The 19,968-nt window shown below is 66.6% G+C and carries 14 protein-coding genes; 7 read left to right on the top strand and 7 right to left on the bottom strand.

The window, feature by feature from the left end; genetic code table 11:
• Positions 1-40 precede the first annotated feature (40 nt).
• From NH448_RS21190 to NH448_RS21165, 6 genes are all read left to right on the top strand, one after another.
• Positions 41-1,039 (top strand): 2-dehydropantoate 2-reductase, encoded by a 999-nt coding sequence (locus tag NH448_RS21190; protein WP_253029400.1) that lies wholly within the window; start codon positions 41-43, stop codon positions 1,037-1,039.
• 363 nt (positions 1,040-1,402) lie between these two features.
• Positions 1,403-2,062, top strand: coding sequence for an outer membrane beta-barrel protein (locus NH448_RS21185; protein WP_222516995.1), 660 nt, complete (start codon positions 1,403-1,405; stop codon positions 2,060-2,062).
• 175 nt (positions 2,063-2,237) lie between these two features.
• Positions 2,238-3,491, top strand: coding sequence for a M20 family metallo-hydrolase (locus tag NH448_RS21180; RefSeq protein ID WP_253029399.1), 1,254 nt, complete (start codon positions 2,238-2,240; stop codon positions 3,489-3,491).
• A gap of 136 nt (positions 3,492-3,627) precedes the next feature.
• Positions 3,628-3,828, top strand: coding sequence for a hypothetical protein (locus tag NH448_RS21175; RefSeq protein ID WP_045993193.1), 201 nt, complete (start codon positions 3,628-3,630; stop codon positions 3,826-3,828).
• Positions 3,825-5,417, top strand: a complete 1,593-nt coding sequence (locus NH448_RS21170; RefSeq protein ID WP_045993192.1) for a sodium:solute symporter family protein — start codon at positions 3,825-3,827, stop codon at positions 5,415-5,417. The genes NH448_RS21175 and NH448_RS21170 overlap by 4 nt, the downstream gene beginning before the upstream one ends.
• 120 nt (positions 5,418-5,537) lie before the next feature.
• Complete coding sequence (locus tag NH448_RS21165) at positions 5,538-7,013, top strand: sigma 54-interacting transcriptional regulator (protein ID WP_253029398.1); 1,476 nt, start codon at positions 5,538-5,540, stop codon at positions 7,011-7,013.
• 127 nt (positions 7,014-7,140) lie between these two features.
• On the opposite strand, the gene ppc is transcribed toward NH448_RS21165, so the two are convergent.
• The 5 genes from ppc to cysM form a co-directional block, all read right to left on the bottom strand.
• Positions 7,141-9,789, bottom strand: coding sequence for a phosphoenolpyruvate carboxylase (gene ppc / locus NH448_RS21160; RefSeq protein ID WP_045993191.1), 2,649 nt, complete (start codon positions 9,787-9,789; stop codon positions 7,141-7,143).
• An 80-nt stretch (positions 9,790-9,869) separates the two neighbouring features.
• Complete coding sequence (gene mazG / locus NH448_RS21155; protein ID WP_222516990.1) at positions 9,870-10,760, bottom strand: nucleoside triphosphate pyrophosphohydrolase; 891 nt, start codon at positions 10,758-10,760, stop codon at positions 9,870-9,872.
• On the bottom strand, positions 10,757-13,015 hold the full coding sequence (gene relA / locus NH448_RS21150) for a GTP diphosphokinase (protein WP_108132708.1): 2,259 nt from the start codon (positions 13,013-13,015) through the stop codon (positions 10,757-10,759). Before relA ends, mazG begins: the two co-directional genes overlap by 4 nt.
• Complete coding sequence (rlmD, locus tag NH448_RS21145; RefSeq protein WP_253029397.1) at positions 13,008-14,462, bottom strand: 23S rRNA (uracil(1939)-C(5))-methyltransferase RlmD; 1,455 nt, start codon at positions 14,460-14,462, stop codon at positions 13,008-13,010. Before rlmD ends, relA begins: the two co-directional genes overlap by 8 nt.
• 1 nt (position 14,463) lies before the next feature.
• Positions 14,464-15,360: a cysteine synthase CysM gene (gene cysM, locus NH448_RS21140; protein WP_045993187.1), complete on the bottom strand. Its 897-nt coding sequence runs from the start codon at positions 15,358-15,360 to the stop codon at positions 14,464-14,466.
• A gap of 149 nt (positions 15,361-15,509) precedes the next feature.
• On the opposite strand from cysM, the gene NH448_RS21135 reads away from it, so the two are divergent.
• Positions 15,510-18,440 carry an ATP-binding protein gene (locus NH448_RS21135; protein WP_253029396.1) on the top strand — a complete coding sequence of 977 codons (2,931 nt, stop codon included), beginning with the start codon at positions 15,510-15,512 and terminating at the stop codon, positions 18,438-18,440.
• Positions 18,441-18,489: 49 nt separating this feature from the next.
• Here the strand turns inward: NH448_RS21135 and acpS are convergent, their stop codons facing one another.
• Positions 18,490-18,870 (bottom strand): holo-ACP synthase, encoded by a 381-nt coding sequence (gene acpS / locus NH448_RS21130; protein ID WP_108132704.1) that lies wholly within the window; start codon positions 18,868-18,870, stop codon positions 18,490-18,492.
• Positions 18,871-18,954: 84 nt separating this feature from the next.
• Positions 18,955-19,764 (bottom strand): pyridoxine 5'-phosphate synthase, encoded by an 810-nt coding sequence (gene pdxJ, locus NH448_RS21125; protein WP_253029395.1) that lies wholly within the window; start codon positions 19,762-19,764, stop codon positions 18,955-18,957.
• Positions 19,765-19,968 lie beyond the last annotated feature (204 nt).

Raw genomic sequence — 19,968 nt, 5'->3', positions numbered from 1 at the left:
CCGGGCGTAAACGCCGCCCCTCCCGTAAAGGCAGCACCACATGACCACACTGATCATCGGTCCCGGCGCCATCGGCCGCCTGCTGGCCTGTCGGCTTGCCGCTGGCGGCCAGAGCGTGCGCCTGCTGGGGCGGCGACCGCTGCCGACGATCCAGACCCTGACCTCACCGGATGGCACGACCCAGCGCCTTGAACTGGCCACCACCACCGAGCCACGCCTTGCCTGCGTCGATGTCGACCAGGTCATGCTGACCACCAAGGCCTACGCCGCCAGGGCAGCCTTCGCTGCGGTGGCCGACCATCTGCCTGCCGCCACACCGCTGGTGCTGTGGCAGAACGGGCTGCGCGTGCAGCGACCCTTGACCGATACCTGGAGCGGGCCGGTGCTGTGCGCCTCCACCACCGAGGGCGCCTTTATCAAGGCGGACGACAGCGTCGTCCACGCCGGCCAGGGTCAGACCGTCATCGGTCATCTCGACGGTGGCCTCGACGGCCATCCAGGCGAAGGCCACGGCCCCCACACCCACCCCCTCCGGACTGACGCTCTCCAGACCCAAGCCCTGGCCAGATCACTGGCCACCACCCTGAGCGCCGCCGGCCTGGCCACCGAGGCGGTGGACGATATCGCCACCCGGCTGTGGCACAAGCTGGCGGTGAACGCCGCCATCAACCCCCTGGTGGCACGCTACCGACTGCGCAATGGCGAGCTGCGCGGGCATCCTTACCGCGACATGGTCGACGCCACCGTCGACGAGGTGGCGCAGATCCTGGCGGCACTGGAGATTCCCGCTCCCGCCATCGACGTTCCCTCCATCAACATTGCTGCCAGCGACGTCAACGATGGCAACCGCGCCTGGCGCGCCCTGGTCTGGCAGGTCATCGAGCGGACCGCCGCCAACCGTGCCTCGATGCTGCAGGATATCGAGGCCGGCCGGCCCACCGAACACGACGCCATCCTCGGCCCGCTGCGCGAGGCCGCCACACGCCTGGGCCTCCCTTGCCCCCAGCTCGACGCGCATTGGCGCTTTCTGAATGCCTGAAACGAGCAAACCCAGGCTGGCGGTACACAAAAGCGATTGCTATTTTAACGGTTGGCAGTGATTCGACTCCCACCTGAATATCGACTCGAATCACCTTGCCGGGCCGGCCCTCGAACAAGTCCGTGTCCCCGCATACGGTCTTGCCCTTGTGAGCCATGTTCACTACGAGCTGCGCTCACACTGCGCCGTGTTCTCAATCAGCCTCGTTCAAAATGAGCCGCGTCAAGATTGAGAGCCAAGGTGAGAGCTGAGGTTGCTGAGATTTAAGTTGGCTGAGTCTAGAATTGAGTGCCGAGCCCTTGAATAAAACCGAAGCATGATCGATCAGGTGCCACCCGCGGAGGCTATTCCGCCAGGACAACCATGATGACTGCTTGTCGCTTGCCCTCTCTCCCCGCTCGACGCCCCACGTCGCACACCTTGCTGGCGGGCCTGCTTGCGGCACTGACCCTTGTCGCCTTCTCGGCCCCTGTCCTGGCGAGCGAAGACGCTGCCGACCCGCTGGCCGACAATGACGCTGCCCACTCGGCCACCCCGGCCTTTTCCGGCATGGGCCAGGAAATCGTCAGGCTCGACAGTGGCGTCCTGGTGCAGGGCGACAAGGTCCACACTCCCGACGGCTACACCTCCGGCTTCCGCCTGACCGCCGGCATGGCGCCACAGCAGGAAACCGGCTGGGACCTGGGGGCCGAGCTGCGCTATCGACAAAGCGATGACGTCCCCATGTCTTCCAGCGACAGCCAGCATGTCCAGGACGTGACCAGCCTGGGGGGCAGCCTGGTCGCCGGCTTCCGTGTCGGCCACTTCGGCGTCTACGGCAAGACCGGCATGGCCCAGTGGGTCAGCGATCCGGTCACCGGTCGCAACACCTTCGATTCCACCAGTGGCTCCACCCGGGTCCAGGGTCTCGGGGCCCGCTGGATGACCCGCAGCTGGATCGGCCAGGTCGAGTTCGAGGAGGTCAATGACCCCGAGCTTGAGCATCTGAATATGATTACGGCCTCGTTCCACCTCCCCTTCTAGCCCCGCCGGCAAACCGAGTCGGAATCGACTCGATCGCGTTACACGCAGTGACTCTTGACGTCGCCTTGCGCCATATCTCATCTTTATGCGCTTGTTTTAAAGACATTTTTCTGAGTACGGCATGAGAATAGCTTGGTGGTTTGGCATAACACCAAATCACAAGGAATCTCCTGCCATGTCATCGATCCCCCACCGCTCCATCGATATCGACGCCAACCGCCTGTGGGACAGCCTGATGCAGATGGCCGAGGTCGGCCCTTCCCCCAACGGCGGCAGCCGCCGTCTTGCCATGACCCCTGAAGACGCCGATGGGCGCCGCCTGCTGCTGGACTGGGTCGAGGCGCTGGGCTGCACCTGGCAGCGTGACAAGGCCGGCAACCTGTTTATCCGGCGTGCCGGACGCGAGGACCACCTGCCCCCGGTGTCCATGGGTAGCCACCTGGATACCCAGCCGCTGGGCGGACGCTTCGACGGCGTGCTGGGGGTACTGGCGGGCCTGGAGGTGCTGCGCAGCCTTCACGACAACGCCATCACCACACGCCGACCGTTGTCATTGATCGTCTGGACCAACGAGGAAGGCAGCCGCTTCGCCCCGGCCATGGGCGGCAGCGGCGTCTGGACCGGCCGCCTCGATGAGGCGACCTTCTTCGGCGCCAGCGACAGCAAGGGCGTCACCCTGGGCGAGGCCATCGCGGCCTGCGGCGAGGCCGGCGATCTGCCCCTGGGCGAACCCGAACTCGACGCCTACTTCGAGCTGCACATCGAGCAGGGCCCGGTGCTCGAGGAGCAGGGCCATCCCCTCGGCATCGTCACCGGGGTCCAGGGCATCCGCTGGTACGACCTGAGTCTGCGCGGTCAGTCGGCCCACGCAGGCCCCACGCCGATGAGCTATCGCCGTGACCCATTGCTCGCCGCCACCGCCATGATCCAGCGCATGCGCGAGGTGGTCATGGCGGACCCGGACGGCGCTGCGCGCCTGACCGTGGGCGACTTCCAGGTGGTAGAGCCCTCGCGCAACGTGGTCCCCGGCGAGGTCCGCCTGCTGCTGGACCTGCGCCACGTCAGCGACGAACGCCTCGATGCACTGGATGCCGAACTGGAACGTCTGGCCAGGGACGCCGCCGACGCCGAGGGCGTGGAGCTGACGTTCGAGCGCCGCTGGCATTCTCCGGTCACCCCCTTCGACGACGCCCTGATCGACTCCCTGCGCGAGGCCGTCAAGGCGCGCGAGCTCGACGCCCCCTGCATGATGAGCGGCGCCGGGCACGACGCCGTGCACCTGTCCCACGTCACCCCCACGGTGATGATCTTCGTGCCCTGCCGCGACGGCATCAGCCACAACGAGGCCGAATACGCCGAGCCTGAGCACTGCGCGCTGGGCACCCAACTGCTGTGCGACGCGGTGCTGGCACGCGCCGAGCGCGACTGAGATCGCCATCAGCGCCCTGAACAATCCACAATGAATCGATTTCGATTCACCGAGTCGGAATAGCATCAAAGGCCCTTTGCCCGATCAGCCGACTCGCTCCCCGGACGCTCAGGCCATTCACAACAAGAGATACCTTATGGACATCAACTCCCATGTGCTGCTGCTGTTTGCCAACGCCTTTCTGACCACCGCCCTGTCGGTGGTCATCGTCGGCGTCATCCTGCTGCGCGAATACCGGCCGACCATTCGTCGCCTGAAGGACGAGGCGGCGGCTTCCTCCTCGGCCGACACCACCAACCACAACAAGACTTCATCTGACCTGAGAGACCTGTCATGACCCTGGCCATCTTCGCCATCGTACTGACCGCCTACGTGGCGGTGGCGGCCCTGCTGGCACGCCGTATCAAGAACAAGGACGACTTCTACGTCATGGGTGAGCAGGGCTCGACATTGCTGATCGTCGGAACCCTGGCCGCCACCTTCCTCAGCGCCGTGACCCTGATGGGGATCGCCGGCATCTCCTACAGCGAAGGCCCGCTGGTGATCGCGGCGCTGGGCTCCTTCGGCGCCTGGGTCGGCACCCTGATCGCGGTGGTGTTCATCGGTCGCAAGCTGAAGGCGCTGAACTGCCGTACCATGATGGACTTCTTCGACTACCGCTTTAACAACAAGTGGGTCAGCGTGGTCGCACTGATCCTGATGGTGATCGGCCTGCTCGGCTACGGCATCATCCAGCTGATCGGCGCCGGCCTGGTGCTGGCCGAGATCATCGATATCCCCTTCCCGGTGATCATCGTCGCCTTCACCCTGGCACTGCTGGCGTTCTGTTCGCTGTCCGGCATGTATGGGGTGGTCTACACCGACACCATGATGTTCTTCACCATGCTGGCCATCGCCTTCGTCATCGCACCGATGTTGATCGGCGACGCCGGCTTCGAGGCGATGAAGGGCCTCGGCGAGACCCTGCCCGGCTTCTGGACCGTGGGGGGCGCCAACGACCGCCCGCTGGGCTGGTCGATCTCCCAGTTCCTGGTGTGGATCCTGTTCTTTGCCTGCACCCCGGCGCTGGTGTCCCGCGTCTTTCCGGCCAAGAACGACTTCGTCATCCTCAAGGTGGCGGTGATCGGCGTGTTCTTCGCCCCGGCCATGCAGCTGCTGGTGTTTCTGGCGGCCAGCGCCATGCAGGTGATCCAGCCCGGCATCGAGCCCACCGACCGCGCCATGATCGTCGGCTTCATGGAACACACCAACCCGACCCTGGCCGGTATCGGTCTGGCCGGCCTGATGGCGTCAATCATGTCCACCGCCTCGACACTGTTCGTGCTGACCGGCTTCGCCCTGGCCCGCGACCTCTACGAGAAGTTGTTCGACCGTGAGGTCAGCGAACGCAAGGGCGTGGTACTCGGCCGCATCTCCCAGGCGGTGGTAGCGCTGGTAGTGTGCGCCGTGGCGATCTCGCGCCCGGCGGGCATCTACTGGATCTCGATCTACGCCGGCGCGATCTTTGCCGTGGCCTGGCTGCCGACCATCGTCGCCGCCATGCACTGGCGTCGGATGAACGCCAACGCCGCGCTGGCCTGCATGCTGGTGGGCTCGATCACCTTCATCGTGGTGGGCGAACTCGAGCGCCACGGCCTGGTCAGCCTGCCGCTGCATATCGACAACCTGCAGGTGGCCATCCTGCTCGGCACCCTGGCGCTGATCGCGGTGGGACTGAAGAGCCAGCCTTCCGAGTACGAGCTCAAGGTGTTCGACGACATTCGTGCAAGGCGACTGTCCGATACCACCATCCGCGACATCCTGGCCCGCCCCGATGGCGCCCGCGAGCTGGTGCGCGAATACCGCCAGGTGTGGGGCATCATGGTGCTGTTCGTGATCATCGCAGGCGCGCTGTGGGGCTATCTGTTCAGCAAGCTGGGGACCTGAGCCCACCGTCACCGCTGCTGTCACTGATCCACCAGGCCGGCGCCGTGAGGCGCCGGCCTGGCTTTACTAACACGCGCTCCCGGCACACCATTGACGTTCTGGACCCTGCCTGGAGCCTCGATGAACCACGGCCCCCTCATGCCCCGACAGCTACTGGCCATCCTCAACGCCCTCGAGGACGGCATCTTCATCACCGACCTCAAGGGACGCCCGCTGTGGGTTAACCAGGCGAGCCTGTCACAGCTCGATGCCAGCGCGGAACACCTCTACCAGAGCGACGTCTACCGGCTCGAGGAGGAAGGGGTATTCTCGCCTTCGGTCACCCGCTTCGTGATCGATGAGCGGCGACCGGTCAGCGTGGTCCACCGTTATCGCGGCAAGGACTACCTGGTCAACGGCAGCCTGTTTCACCTGGGCGGCGACCCTTCCGGTGAACCCGATGCGGTGCTGGTCCAGGCCCGCAACCTGGACCGCGACGTACTGGCCTCGCGCTCGCCGGACACCACCCAGGCGCTGCTCGATCACGTCATGCATCAGCTCAAGCGTATCCGTCAGGAGCAGGTAGCGACGGAGGCCAGCCCCGCCTCATCCAGCCGCAGCCCGCGCTATCGCCGGTGTCTGGAGCGCCTCGAGCGCGCCGCCGCCAGTGACACCACGGTGCTGCTCAGCGGCGAGACCGGCGTCGGCAAGAGCTGGCTGGTCAATCGCCTGCACCAGTTCAGCCCGCGCTCTGACAAGCCGCTGATTCACGTCAACTGCGCGGCGATCCCCGAGGCCCTATTGGAAGCCGAGCTGTTCGGCCACGAGCGCGGCGCCTTCACCGGCGCCCATCGCGACGGGCGGGTCGGCTACGTGGCCCTGGCCGAGGGCGGCACCCTGTTTCTCGACGAGATAGGCGAACTGCCGCTGACGCTTCAGCCCAAACTGCTGCAACTGCTGCAGGAACGTCAGTACCACCCGCTGGGCGGCAAGCCGCGCAAGGCCGAGGTACGCATCGTCGCCGCCACCAACGCCGACCTGGCCGCCCGGGTGCGGGATGGCAGCTTCCGCGCCGACCTGTACTACCGACTCAATATCGTGCCCATCGAGATCCCACCGCTGCGCGAGCGCGCCGAGGACATCCCCGGTCTGGCCAATCAGCTGCTGGCCAGGATATCCCGCCGCCACAAGCGCCGTATCACCCTGGAGCGCGACGCGCTGAGGGCGCTGACCCACCACTCCTGGCCTGGCAACGTGCGCGAACTGGAAAACCTGCTCGAGCGGCTCAGCGTGTTCTGTGAAGACGACACCATCGGCATCGACGATCTGGCCCTCGACCACCCGGAGCTTGTGCCCGCTAGCCTTGCCGACCGCGTTTCCCTCAACGGCTCGCGCAAGAGCTCGTGGCAAGACGACGGCCCAAGCGACGGGGCTCTGTCGCTGCCACTGGATGATTCCCGCCCCCTGCCCGAGCGCTTGGCCGAGATCGAACGCCAGGCCATCGATGACGCTCTGTCCCGCGCCGGCAGCACCCGCAAGGCAGCCCAGGGCCTTGGCGTCAGCCAGTCCTGGTTGATGCGACGGCTCAAGCGCGATCGGTCGAGCTCGTCCGACTGAAACGTCGGCATCCACAACACATCCCGAAACGCCCGACCGACACACCCAACCGATACGCTCACCCAAGACGCCAGCGCCCGGCCATCTGGCCGGGCGCTGGGTGTTCAGGGTATCGCTCGCGGTGGCGTCAGCCGGTGTTGCGAAGGCCAGCGGCGATCCCCGCCATGGTCACCATCAGGGCGCGGGACAGGTCCGCGCTGATGGCGCCGTCGGCGTCGCGGTTACGCTGCAGCAGTTCGGCCTGCAGGCCGTGCAGCGGGTCGATGTAGGGGTTGCGCACCTCGATGGCCTGGCGAATCAGCGGCGTCTTCTCGAGCAGCTCCTGCTGATCGAGGATCTTCAGAAGTTCCTCGTTGAGCTTGCCGAAACGCTCGCGCAGGCGGTTGCCCAGGGCCTCCAGGCTCGGCTCGTCCACCAGGCGATGCTCGTAGTAGGCGGCCAGTTCCACGTCGGCCTTGGCCAGTAGCATCTCGAGCATGTCCAGGTAGGTGCCGAAGAACGGCCACTGCTCGCGCATCTCCTGCAGCACCTCGAGTCCGCCGGGCTCGGCCAGGCGGGTGGCGAAGGCCTCGCCGGTGCCGAGCCAGGCCGGCAGCATCAGACGGATCTGGGTCCAGGCGAAGATCCAGGGGATCGCGCGCAGGGTCTCGACGCCGCCGTCCTGACGCCGCTTGGTCGGCCGTGAGCCCAGCGGCAGGCGGCCCAGCGCCCCTTCCGGGGTGACCGCACGGAAGTACGGCACGAAATCGGGGTCCTGGCGAACCACACCGACATAGGCACCGTGGGCGATCTCGGCCAGGCGGTCCATCTCGTCGCGCCAGGCCGGCTTGGGCTTGGGCGGCGGCAGCAGCGACGCCTCCAGTACCGCGCAGGCGTAGATCTCCATGGAGCGCAGGGCGATATCGGGCTGGCCGAACTTGAAGCGGATCATCTCGCCCTGCTCGGTCACCCTGAGGCTGCCGTTCACCGAGCCTGGGGGCTGGGACAGGATGGCGGCGTGGGACGGACCGCCGCCACGGCCCACGGTGCCACCGCGGCCGTGGAACAGGGTCAGGTCGACACCGTGGCTTTCACAGACATCGACCAGCGCCTCCTGGGCGCGGTACTGGGCCCAGGCCGCCGCCAGCTGGCCGGCGTCCTTGGCCGAATCGGAGTAACCGATCATCACCTCCTGGCTATCACCGGCGAACTGGCGGTAGCCGGGCAGCGCCAGCAGCCGATCGATGACGTCGCCGGCGCGATTGAGGTCGTCCAGGGTCTCGAACAGCGGTGCGATGGGCATGCCGACACGGCCCCCCACCTCCTTCATCAACAACGCCACGGTGAGCACGTCCGAAGGCTGCGCGGCCATGGAGATGATGTAGGTGCCCAGCGCCTCGCCGTGCTCGGCGGCGACCACCTGGAAGGTGTCCAGGGTCTCACGGGTCTCGGCGGAGCACTCCCAACGCCGCGGGATCAGCGGCCGGGTCGACTCGAGCTCCGCCAGCAGGAAGGCCTGGCGCTGCTCCTCGCTCCATTCGCGGTAGTTGCCCAGGCCCAGGTCGTGGGTCAGCTCTTCCATCACCAGGGCGTGGCGGCTGGCCTCCTGGCGCAGGTCGAGCTTGGTCAGGGTGACGCCGAATACCGCCACGCGGCGCAGGGTATCGAGCAGTACACCGTTGGCGATGGTGTCCAGGCCGACGTCGCACAGCGAACGGTAGCAGGCCAGCAGCGGCGCATAGAGCTGATCCCGGGTCTCGATGATCGGCCCGCCGTCATAGCTCTTACCGTCGAGTTCGGCCTTGGCCCAGTCGCGGGTGGCCTCGACCTTCGCCACCAGACGCTTGAGCAGCTCGCGATAGGGCTCGGCGACGTTGCCGACCTCGGCACGCAGGGCACTGTTGGTGCTCCACATGGACAATTCGATCTTGAGCTGCTCGAGATCACGCAGGTACAGGTCCGCCGCCATCCAGCGGCCCAGCAGCAGCACCTCCCGGGTGACCCGGGCGGTGACGTTGGGGTTGCCGTCGCGATCGCCGCCCATCCAGGAAGCGAAACGCAGCGGCGCGGCGTCCAGCGGCAGACGCTCGCCGGCGCTTTCCAGCAGCAGGTTGTCCAGATCCCGGTGGAAGTCCGGCACCGCCTGCCACAGTGAATTCTCGATCACCGCAAAGCCCCACTTGGCCTCGTCCACCGGGGTCGGACGGTCGTGGCGGATCTCGTCGGTGTGCCAGGCCTGGCTGATCAGCTCCTCGAGCCGGCCCTTGGCCCTGGCAGCCCGCTCGGGGTACTCGCTGGAGGACTCGATGGCGCTGAGGCAGTCATCGATGGCGTCGTACTTCTGGATCAGGGTGCGCCGGATGACCTCGGTGGGATGGGCGGTCAGCACCAGCTCGACGCGCATGTTGGCCAGCGTCTCGACCAGGGTGCGCGACGAGTGACCCTCGCGCCGGGCGCGCTCGAGCAACTCACCGAGCACCGGCTGCATCCCGGGCTTGTAGTCCTCGACCCGACGAAAGCGGGCACGGTAGTGCTGCTCGGCGATGTTGGCCAGGTTGAGGAACTGATTGAACGCCCGGGTCACCGGCAACAGGTCTTTCTCCGGCAGCCGGCGCAGGTACTCGATCAGCTCCTGCTGGCCGGCCTCTTCGCCCTGGCGGCCCCGCTTGGCCAGTCCGCGAATCGTCTCGATGCGTGACACGAACTCGGGTCCGAGATCATCGGCGATGGTGCGTCCCAGGCTGTCGCCGAGGATGCGGACGTTATCGCGCAAGGATTCGTGCAGATCGTGGCTCATGGGGTCTCCTTGGGTGTGGTGTCCAGCGGGTCCCGAGCGTGCGGCCCCGCCTTGTTATCGATAGGGTCTGGCCGGCCTCGTCAGTCCATGGTCGGATCGAACGGATCGGACGGCTCGGCGCGTTCGGCACGCTTGGCCTGCTGCCAGTGCTCTTCCATGCGCTCCAGCGAGGCCCGGCCGAGCGGCGTGTCCTGGGCTTCCAGGGACCGCTCCATATGGCGAAAGCGGCTCTCGAAGCGCTGATTGGTGCCTCTCAGGCAGGCTTCCGGGTCGACTCCCAGGGTGCGCGCCAGATTGACGGTGGCGAACAGCAGGTCGCCCACCTCGGTGGCGGCGTGGTCGCGATCCCCGGCCGAGAGCGCCTCGCGAATCTCGCCCAGCTCCTCTTCGAGCTTGTCGAGCACCCCGTCGGTGTCCGGCCAGTCGAAGCCCACCCGGGCCGCGCGCTTGGACAGCTTGGCGGCGCGGCTAAGCGCCGGCAGGGTCCGCGGCACGTCATCCAGCGCCGAGACAGAAACCACCGCTTCGGCCTCGCCCTGCTGCGGGCCGCTGCGTCCTTCCCGTTCCTCGGCCTTGAGCGCCTCCCAGCGGGAGTGGACCTGACGGGTCTCGACCTCGGCGGCACTGACGCCCTGGCGGCGGGATTCAAGGGTGCCGTCGGGAAACACGTGGGGATGGCGACGCAGCATCTTGTCGGTCAGCGTGTGCACCACGTCATGGAAATCGAAACGCCCTTCCTCGCTGCCGAACTGGCTGTAGTAGACCACCTGGAACAACAGGTCGCCGAGCTCCCCCGGCAGCTCGTCGAAGGCGCGTCGCTCGATGGCGTCGGCGACCTCGTAGGCTTCCTCGAGGGTGTGGGGGACGATGGTGTCCCAGTGCTGCTTGACGTCCCAGGGGCAGCCCTGCTGGGGGTCCCGCAGCACCGCCATCAGGGTCAGCAGGTCATCGATGGAATAGCGCCGGCTCATGTGCGACGCCCTCCCTGACCGCGCTTGCGCTTGACCTCGATGATATTGGGCAGCTGCTGGATGCGGGAGAACAGCCGGCCCAGGGTCTCCAGTCCGTCCACCTCGGCGGTGATCGAGATGCGCGCGATGCCGTCGTCGGTGTTGGTCAGGGTGTTGACCGAGAGCACGTTGACCTTGTCCTGGCCGAGCACGGCGGTGACGTCGCGCAGCAGACCGGAGCGGTCCCAGGCCTGGATCTCGATATCCACCGGGTACTGGCTGCTAGAGCGCTCGCCCCACTCCACCTCGATCACCCGCTGGGGTTCGTCGACCCTAAGCTGCAGGATGTTGGGGCAGTCCTGGCGATGGATCGACACGCCACGGCCCTGGGTAATGAAGCCGACGATAGGCTCGCCGGGGACCGGATGACAGCAGTTGGCCATGTTGGTCTTGAGGTTGCCGACGCCCAGCACGGTGATCTCGCCGTCCGGGGTCTTGGCCGGCTTCTGACGCGGCTTGGCCAGCAGCCGGTCGAGGTGCTCCTGCTCATCGCTGTCGCCGAACAGCTGCTGGGCCTGGTGCAGCACCTGACCGATACGCAGGTCGCCGGCGCCAAGCGCGGCGTACATGTCGTCGGCATTGGCGTAGTTGACCTTCTGGGCCAGGGTGGCGAGGTCCATGTCGTGGACGTCGAGACGCTTCATCTCACGCTCGAACAGCGCCTTGCCCTCTTCCAGGTTCTGGTCACGCGCCTGGTGCTTGAACCAGGACTGGATCTTGGCCCTGGCCCGGGAGGTGCGCACGAAGCCCAGGTTGGGATTGAGCCAGTCACGGCTCGGGGCGCTCTTGTTGGCGGTCAGGATCTCGACCTGCTGACCGGTCTTGAGCTTGTAGGTCAGCGGCACGATGCGACCGTTGACCTTGGCGCCGCGACAGCGGTGGCCCACCTCGGTGTGCACGCGGTAGGCGAAGTCGATGGGGGTGGCGACCCTGGGCAGATCGATGACGTGACCGTCCGGGGTGAACACATAGATACGATCCGGCGCCACGTCGCTGGTCAGGCCCTCGCGCAGGTCGCCGAATTCGCCGATCTCCTCGTGCCACTCGAGCACCTGACGCAGCCAGGCGATCTTTTCCTCGTAGCTGTCGCTGCGGGCATTGGTATCGTGGCCCTTGTAGCGCCAGTGGGCGCAGACCCCGAGTTCGGCCTCTTCATGCATGGCGAAGGTGCGGATCTGGATTTCCAGCACCTTGTTCTCGGGGCCGATGACCGCCGTATGCAGGGACTGGTAGCCATTCTTCTTGGGGTTGGCGATGTAGTCGTCGAACTCGTCGGGCACGGTGTGCCAGCGCGAGTGGACGATGCCGAGCATGGTGTAGCAGTCCTGCACCGTGGGCACCAGGATGCGCACCGCGCGTACGTCGTGGACCTGGGAGAAGTCGATGCGCTTGCGCTTCATCTTTCGCCAGATGGAGAAGATGTGCTTGGCCCGACCGTCCACCTGGAACTGGTGGATGCCCTGGGCCGACATCAGCGACTTCAGGGTCTCCACCACCTCCTGGATGTAGCGATCGCGATCCAGGCGCTTCTCGGCCAGCTGCCGGGCGACGGTCTTGTAGTCGTCCTCGTGGAGGTAGCGGAAGGACAGGTCCTCGAGCTCCCACTTGAGGTGGCCAATGCCCAGGCGGTGGGCCAGCGGAGCGTAGATGTCGAACACTTCGCGGGCGACCCGCACCTGCTTCTCGCGCGGGGCATCGCGGACCTGGCGCAGGGCGCAGGTGCGCTCGGCGATCTTGATCAACGCCACCCTGACGTCGTCGATCATGTTGACCAGCATCTTGCGCAGGTTGTCCTGCTGATCCTGCTGCTGCAGGCCGGCGGTGGTGGCCTGGGTATTGCTGATCGCGGCCATCTGCAGCACGCCTTCGATCAGGCTCGCCACCTCGCGGCCGAAACGCTTGGCCACCTGCTCGGGCTTGATCAGGTTCTCACGCACCGCGCGATACAGCACGGCGGCTTCGATGGCGGTCTGATCCAGGCGCAGCTCACCGAGGATATCGGCCATCTCGAGGCCCATGCGAAAGCTCGAGCCGTCCTTCAACCAGGACTTGTGGGGCCGCTCGGAGGCCTGCTCCAGCGACTGCGCCAGCTGGCAGGCCTCGACCAGTTCATCGGCGTCGGCCAGCTTGACGTCGTCCTGCAGCCGCGCGACCCACTGATCGATATCGACCCGACCATCCGCGGTCAACGGCTGGTCTTCCCGCACTTTAACCATCTTTCCTGACTCCTTGGCGTGGCGACGGCCCCTGGCGTTCGAACAGTACCATCGACTCGAGGTGCGAGGTGTGCACGAACATGTCCGCCATGGCGACCCGTTGCAGACGATAACCTCCCTGCAACAAGTGTGCCGCATCGCGAGAAAGCGTGGCGGGATCACAGGCAATATACAAGACCCGGGACACCGTACTTTTGGCCAGTGCCCGGCACAGCGCCTCGGCCCCTTCCCTTGGTGGGTCCAGTACCACCACCTCGGCATCATGGGTACGCAACAGCCTCGCCACCTGCCCTTCGTCATGCAGGTTGCCCTGGAGGGCAGCCACGTCCAGATCCGCGCCCGCGGCGTTGTCGGCCAGGCGTGCGGTCATCTCCGGCGAGCCTTCCACCGCGCTCACCGCGTAGCCCGACGCCGCCAGCGGCAGGCTGAAATTGCCGATCCCGGCGAACAGATCCAGCAGGGGTTCATCGACCCGGTGAGGTGTTCCCAGCCAATCCAGCGCGGTCTCGATCATGCGCTGGTTGACCTGGGCGTTGGCCTGCAGGAAGTCGCTCGGTCCGACGCCGAGGCTGAGCGGGCCACGCGCCGACGGGACCGTCACCTGGAGTCCTCGGGCCGGGGTCACCAGCCACTCGAAGCGAACCTGTTCACGGCCTGCCAGCACGCCGACGGCGATGCCTCGCTCACCGGCCCATTCACGCCAGCGTGCCAGGTCCGCGGGTTGCTCACGCAGTTGCCGGATCACCAGGGTCACCTGGCCGTCGCTGGCCAGCAGTTCCAGATGGCCGACCTGGCGTGGCGCCTCGAGGCTCGCCAGCTGCTGGTGCAACGGTGCCAGCAGCGACGACAGCTCCGGCACCAGAACGGTGCAGCTCTCCACCGATACCAGTCGGTGACTGCGCCTGGCGCGAAAGCCCAGATGGATGCCGCCGTCGGCATCGACCCTGACGCCCAGGCGCGCGCGACGACGATAGGCGACGTCATCACTGGCCAGCACCTCGATGCGCTCGAGGTCGACCTCGACGCCCTGACGGGCCAGCAGCTCCGACAGTACGACGGCCTTGTGACGACGCTGGGCGTCGAGTTCCAGATGCTGCAGATCACAGCCGCCACAGCGCTCGATGTAGGGACAGGGCGGCGTCACCCGGGTCGGCGCGGCCTCGATCAGCTCACGCAGGTGGGCCTCGTCGTAGCGCTTGCGGGTGCGATGTACCGCCACCCTGACCCGCTCGCCGGGCAAGGCCCCCTCGACAAACAGGGTCTTGCCGGCGGGCGAACGGGCAATCCCGCGGCCATCGTGGGACAGCCCCTGAATCTCGAGCTCGTCGGGCAGTTCATCGGACGTGTCGGTCTGGTAGGCCCGGCGAGTGTCCGACGGGCGCTTGTGAGCAAGCCCCGAGACGCCGGAGCGCTGACGCGGCGGACGGCGTTTTCCCAGTCCAGCCACCTCAGGACTCCGGCGCCAGCAGACCGGTGGAGAGATAACGATCTCCCCGGTCGCAGACGATGAACACGATCACCGCGTTCTCGACCTCTTCGGCCACCCTGAGCGCCCCGGCCAGGGCGCCCCCAGAGGACACCCCCGCCAGGATTCCTTCTTCCCGGGCCAGTCGGCGCATGTGTTCTTCGGCCTCGTGCTGGCCGATGTCCAGTACCCGATCGACCCGCTGGGGTTCGAAGATCTTCGGCAGGTAGGCCTCGGGCCAGCGACGAATCCCGGCGATGCTGGCGCCGTCCTCGGGCTGCAGGCCGATGATCTCGATATCGGCGCGCTGCTCTTTCAGGTAACGCGACACCCCCATGATGGTGCCGGTGGTCCCCATGGAGCTGACGAAGTGGGTGATCCGACCGTCGGTCTGCTGCCACAGCTCGGGGCCGGTGGTGCGATAGTGACCCAGCGGGTTGTCGGGATTGGCGAACTGGTCCAGCGACTTGCCCTCGCCTCGGGCGACCATGGTATCGGCCAGGTCCCGGGCCTCTTCCATGCCGCCTTCCTTGCTGACCTCGATCAGCCTGGCACCGTAGGCCGCCATGGCCTGCTTGCGCTCGCTGGAGGCGTTCTCCGGCATGATCAGCACCATGCGATAGCCCTTCATCGCCGCGACCATGGCCAGGGCGATGCCGGTATTGCCGGATGTCGCCTCGATCAGGGTGTCGCCGGGGGCGATCTCGCCGCGCTTTTCGGCCTCGTCGAACATCGACAGGGCCGGCCGATCCTTGACCGAGCCCGCCGGATTGTCACCCTCGAGCTTTGCCAGCAGCACATTGTTGCGCCCGGCGCTGATGCGCTTGAGGCGGACCAGCGGGGTCTTGCCGACCAGCTGGTCGAGGTAGGGGAATTCCATAAGACTTTCCTTGTAACGTCATCTGACGCCATTATATCGACGCCCCTCGCCACTGGACAGGCATGGTCCCATGGGGTGACATGGAGACGTACGAGGCGGCGGTGGCCGCTCTTCGTCCGCGCCTATTCCCGGCCAGGAACGCAGCGCCTATGAGTTTGAGAACACGGTTGATGCTAGCCCTCGTGGGGCTGCCGCTGCTGCTGCTGGGGCTGGCGATCAGCCTCGCCTTGTATCAGGACCATGCCCTGCGCGAGGCCGCCATGGAAGAAAACCTCTCTACCGCCACGCGGCTGGTGGCCCCGGAGCTGGGCGAGGCCCTGTCGCTGGACGATATTGCCGGCGTTCAGGCCGCTGCCAATCGCCTGATGGATATTCCCAGCGTCCGTGCCCTGCGCCTGGTGCAGCAGGATCAGGTGGTGCTTGAACTCGGTCGACTGCGGGCCGAAGCGCTGAACGTCGAGGCTCCCAGCCAGGGGCTGTTGACCCAGCACTATCGCCAGTGGGTGTTGACGACGCCGATCACTGCCGTGGACGGCGCCTACCTGATCCTCGATATCGACGCCTCGCTGCTGTTGCTCGCCACCTACAGCGATATCGCCAGGGGCGCCATGATCCTGCTGGTCTGCGGCCTTCTGCTGTTTCTGGTGGCCTTCACCCTGGGCCGCCGCCTGACCCAGCCGCTGGATGACATCGCCCACCTGCTCGACCAGCTGGCCGCCGGTCGTCAGCCCCACCACCTGCCGCTGGACCACCCGCTGGAGCTGGCCGAGCTGGGGCGCCGGGTCAACGCCCTGATCGACCACCAGGCGCGGGCGCGCGAAGACCTGCAGCAGCAGATCGAACACGCCACCTCGGAACTTCAGGAGTCCATGGAGACCATCGAGGTGCAGAACATCGAGCTCGACATGGCCCATCGCCAGGCGGTGGAGGCCAACCGGGTCAAGTCGGAGTTTTTGGCCAACATGAGCCATGAGATCCGCACGCCGCTCAACGGCATCATCGGCTTCTGCCGGCTGCTGGGGCGCTCGTCGCTGGACCCGCGTCAGCGCGAGTGGCTCGACCAGGTGCAACGGGCCTGCGACAACCTGATGTCGCTGGTCAACGATGTGCTCGACTTCTCCAAGCTGGAAGCCGGTCGTCTGGTGCTGGAACAGGTGCCGGTGGACCTCCAGTCGCTGGTCGACGAGGTGCTGGGGCTGCAGGCGCCACTGGCCCAGCAGAAGGGCCTGCAGCTGCTCAGCCTGATCTATGACGACGTACCGGCGGAAATCACCGGTGATCCGCTGCGACTGCGCCAGATCATCACCAACCTGGTCAACAATGCCATCAAGTTCACCGACCGCGGCGAGATCATCGTGCGGGTCATGGTCGAACAGTCCCGCCACGAGCGCTTCACCCTGCGCATCAGCGTCAGCGATACCGGCATCGGCCTCAGTGACAGCCAGCAGCGACGGCTGTTCCAGGCCTTCCGCCAGGCCACCGCCGGACACAGTCGCCAGTACGGCGGCACCGGCCTGGGGCTGGCCATCTCGCGGCAGCTGATCGGGCAGATGGGCGGCACCATCGGCGTTGACAGCACCCTCGACCACGGCTCCACCTTCCACTTCACCCTGCCCCTGACCAGCACCGTCAGTCATGTGCGTGCCCCCGAACTGGCGCTCGACCAGGCCTCGATCTTTGTCGAGGAACCCCACGGCCCCACCCGCAGGGCCCTTTTGCATATGCTCGAACAGTGGGACGCCCGGGTTGTGGCGAGCCCTCAGCAGGCTGCGCTGGCACTGGAAGCCATCGCCATCGAGGAGCTCGAAGAGGGCCGCATCGGCGAGCTGCGCGCACGACTCAGGCAGCGCAACTGCCCCACCCTGCTGTTGATCAATGCAGGACTTCCGGATGTGCCCGGACTGGGCCTGCCCGATGGCTCGAGCGTCCTGTCCAAGCCGTTGGCTCGCCAGACCCTGGCGGAAGCGGTGGAGGGCGCCCTCGCCGATACTCGCCACAGGCCGAGCCTGCCTGCGCCGACGTCCCCGCCGGCGCTACCGTCTCGTCAGCCCCATGTGCCCGACGAGACGTCGACAGCGGCCCCGGCTGCACCGCCCCAGTGGAACAACTCGCAGACCCCGCCGCCTTCGCCGGACACGCAAACCTCCATGGCCAGCCTGCTGATCGTCGATGACAGTGAGACCAACCGCCTGCTGCTGCGAGAACTGGTGGAAGGCCCGGAGCGGCGCGTGACCCTGGCCACCAGTGGGGAAGAAGCCCTGGCGCTGGCCCAGCAGCAGCTCTATGACATGGTACTGATGGATATTCGCATGGGTGGCATGGACGGTGTGGAGACGACCCAGGCGATCCGCCAACTCAGCCCCGCCTGGGCGAAGCGACCGATCATCGCGGTGACCGCCCACGTGCTGGAACACCAGCGCCGAGCGCTTCTGCAAAGCGGCATGGACGATGTGCTGATCAAGCCACTCGACACCGAGTGCCTCGACCGCCTGCTTAGAGAAAGGCTGGGCAGCGGCCTGACGGAGACGACCACGGCGCCGAACTCGCCGGTCACCGACAAGTATCGACAGGACGCCAGTGACGCCGATGACTCGGTCGAACCGGCCGTCCGAGACCAGGCCCATGGCAAGGAGCAAGGCAAGGAGCATGGCAAGAACCTTGGCAAGAACCTTGGCAAGGACCAGGGCCAGCCCCGTGACAACAGCGATGACCAGGGCAACGACCTGCCCGACATCGACATCGCCCTGGGCACGCGCCTTGCTGGCGGGCGCGAGGCGCTGGCCAGGCAGTTGCTGGCGAGCCTGGGGGCATCGCTGGACGAGACCCGTCGAGAGATCGAGGCGGCGCTGGCGGCCGAGGACGAAGAGGCCCTGCTCGATAGCATCCACGCCCTCAACGGTGCCTGCCGCTACTGCGGTGTGCCGCGCATGGCGCTGCTGGTGGAAACCCTCGAGACCCGACTTCGCTCACGCGGGATCGACGGGGTTCGTCCGCTGCTGCCCACCCTGGAGCAGGCCATGACCCAGGTCGAGCGCTGGCAGCAGGACAGCGGAGAAACCCCACTGAAGGGACCGGTTTAGCCGACGCGGACAACTGTCGCTCGCACTTCGGGCAGCCCCCCCGCAACGATCAACGCCTTTCGAGCACCACGAAGGCCAGTGCCACATCGCTCTCGTCGCTGAGACTCAGGTGACAGGCGCCGACGCCCGCCTGGTCGGCCAGACGTAGCGCTTCCCCCGAGACCACCAGCTCCGGCCGCCCCAGGGGATCGTTGACCACCTGTATCTCGGTCCAGCGCATGCCGTGGCGAAGACCGGTGCCCAGTGCCTTGAGCCATGCCTCCTTGGCGGCGAAGCGCTTGGCCAGAAAGGCCGAAGGCCGTGGCGCCTCGGTGTAGCGCTCGGCTTCCAGCGGCCCCAGGATACGCTCGGCGAAGCGCGCGCCATGGCGCGCAATGGCCGCATCGAAGCGTTCGATCCGCGCGATGTCGGTGCCGATGCCGAGGATCATGCCAGGGCTCCGACAGACCCGGTATTCCCGAGCAAGGTCTCGACAGACAGACCTCCTCGAGCCGGCGTTGACATCGGCAACGCTTCAGTGCTGATGGTCGTGGTCGTGCTCATGCTCGTGCTCTTGCTCAAATTCGTCGATGGCCGCGACCAGCCCCGCCTCGTAGCCGGCCAGCATCAGTCGCTTCATCTCTGCCACCGCCTCCTTGAGGCCGACGAACAGCGCCCGGGCGATGATGGCGTGACCGATATTGAGCTCGTTGAGGCCGGGGATGGCGGCGATGGCCTCGACGTTGTGGTAATGCAGGCCGTGACCGGCGTTGACGATCAGATCGAGCTCGACGCCCATTTCGGCGGCGGCCACGATGCGCTGGTACTCGCGAGCCCGCTCGCTGTCGTTATCGGCCTCGGCGAAGGCGCCGGTGTGCAGCTCGATGGCCGGAGCACCGGCGCGCCTGGCGCTGGCGATCTGATCCGGATCCGGATCGATGAACAACGATACCTCTGCCCCCACGGCGGCCAGTCGGCGACAGGCGGCTTCGATGGCGTCGAACTGGCCGACCACGTCCAGGCCACCTTCGGTGGTCAGCTCCTCGCGCTTCTCCGGCACCAGACAAACGTGGGCCGGACGTACCTCTTCGGCCAGCGCCAGCATCTCCTCGGTCACGGCCATCTCGAGATTCATGCGGGTGTTGAGAACCTCGGCCAGCAGGCGCACGTCGCGTTCCTGGATATGACGGCGGTCCTCCCGCAGATGGACGGTGATGCCATCGGCGCCGGCTTCTTCGGCGACCAGGGCCGCCTGAATCGGGTCGGGATAGCGGGTACCGCGGGCCTGGCGCAGGGTCGCGATATGGTCGATGTTGACGCCGAGCAGCAGTCGAGGGGGATGCATCAAGGTTCTCCGTCATGGGGATGAAAGACGAGCCCTATGGTAGCACCGCCGACAGGCCGGCGGTCACCCGCGGCCAGGCGATATCAGCGCGCTGAAGCGTCAGCGAGACTGGCGGCGACGCTCGGCCATGGCGACCATCAGCGCACGGGAGCGCAGCGGACGGTCGCCAAGCAACGGCGCCAGGGCGACAAGGGTCAGCGCGCC

This window comes from Halomonas sp. OfavH-34-E (assembly GCF_024124525.1).
GTDB lineage: Bacteria > Pseudomonadota > Gammaproteobacteria > Pseudomonadales > Halomonadaceae > Halomonas > Halomonas litopenaei.
This window is presented reverse-complemented; position numbering and strand designations above follow the sequence as displayed.

Excerpts from the sequence above, each read along its gene's own strand:
- cysM (WP_045993187.1), bottom strand. The coding sequence starts at position 15,360 with ATGGAATTCCCCTACCTCGACCAGCTGGTCGGCAAGACCCCGCTGGTC.
- NH448_RS21185 (WP_222516995.1), top strand. The coding sequence starts at position 1,403 with ATGATGACTGCTTGTCGCTTGCCCTCTCTCCCCGCTCGACGCCCCACG.
- NH448_RS21165 (WP_253029398.1), top strand. The coding sequence starts at position 5,538 with ATGAACCACGGCCCCCTCATGCCCCGACAGCTACTGGCCATCCTCAAC.
- NH448_RS21175 (WP_045993193.1), top strand. The coding sequence starts at position 3,628 with ATGGACATCAACTCCCATGTGCTGCTGCTGTTTGCCAACGCCTTTCTG.
- NH448_RS21170 (WP_045993192.1), top strand. The coding sequence starts at position 3,825 with ATGACCCTGGCCATCTTCGCCATCGTACTGACCGCCTACGTGGCGGTG.
- NH448_RS21190 (WP_253029400.1), top strand. The coding sequence starts at position 41 with ATGACCACACTGATCATCGGTCCCGGCGCCATCGGCCGCCTGCTGGCC.
- pdxJ (WP_253029395.1), bottom strand. The coding sequence starts at position 19,764 with ATGCATCCCCCTCGACTGCTGCTCGGCGTCAACATCGACCATATCGCG.
- mazG (WP_222516990.1), bottom strand. The coding sequence starts at position 10,760 with ATGAGCCGGCGCTATTCCATCGATGACCTGCTGACCCTGATGGCGGTG.
- ppc (WP_045993191.1), bottom strand. The coding sequence starts at position 9,789 with ATGAGCCACGATCTGCACGAATCCTTGCGCGATAACGTCCGCATCCTC.
- NH448_RS21180 (WP_253029399.1), top strand. The coding sequence starts at position 2,238 with ATGTCATCGATCCCCCACCGCTCCATCGATATCGACGCCAACCGCCTG.
- NH448_RS21135 (WP_253029396.1), top strand. The coding sequence starts at position 15,510 with ATGAGTTTGAGAACACGGTTGATGCTAGCCCTCGTGGGGCTGCCGCTG.
- relA (WP_108132708.1), bottom strand. The coding sequence starts at position 13,015 with ATGGTTAAAGTGCGGGAAGACCAGCCGTTGACCGCGGATGGTCGGGTC.
- acpS (WP_108132704.1), bottom strand. The coding sequence starts at position 18,870 with ATGATCCTCGGCATCGGCACCGACATCGCGCGGATCGAACGCTTCGAT.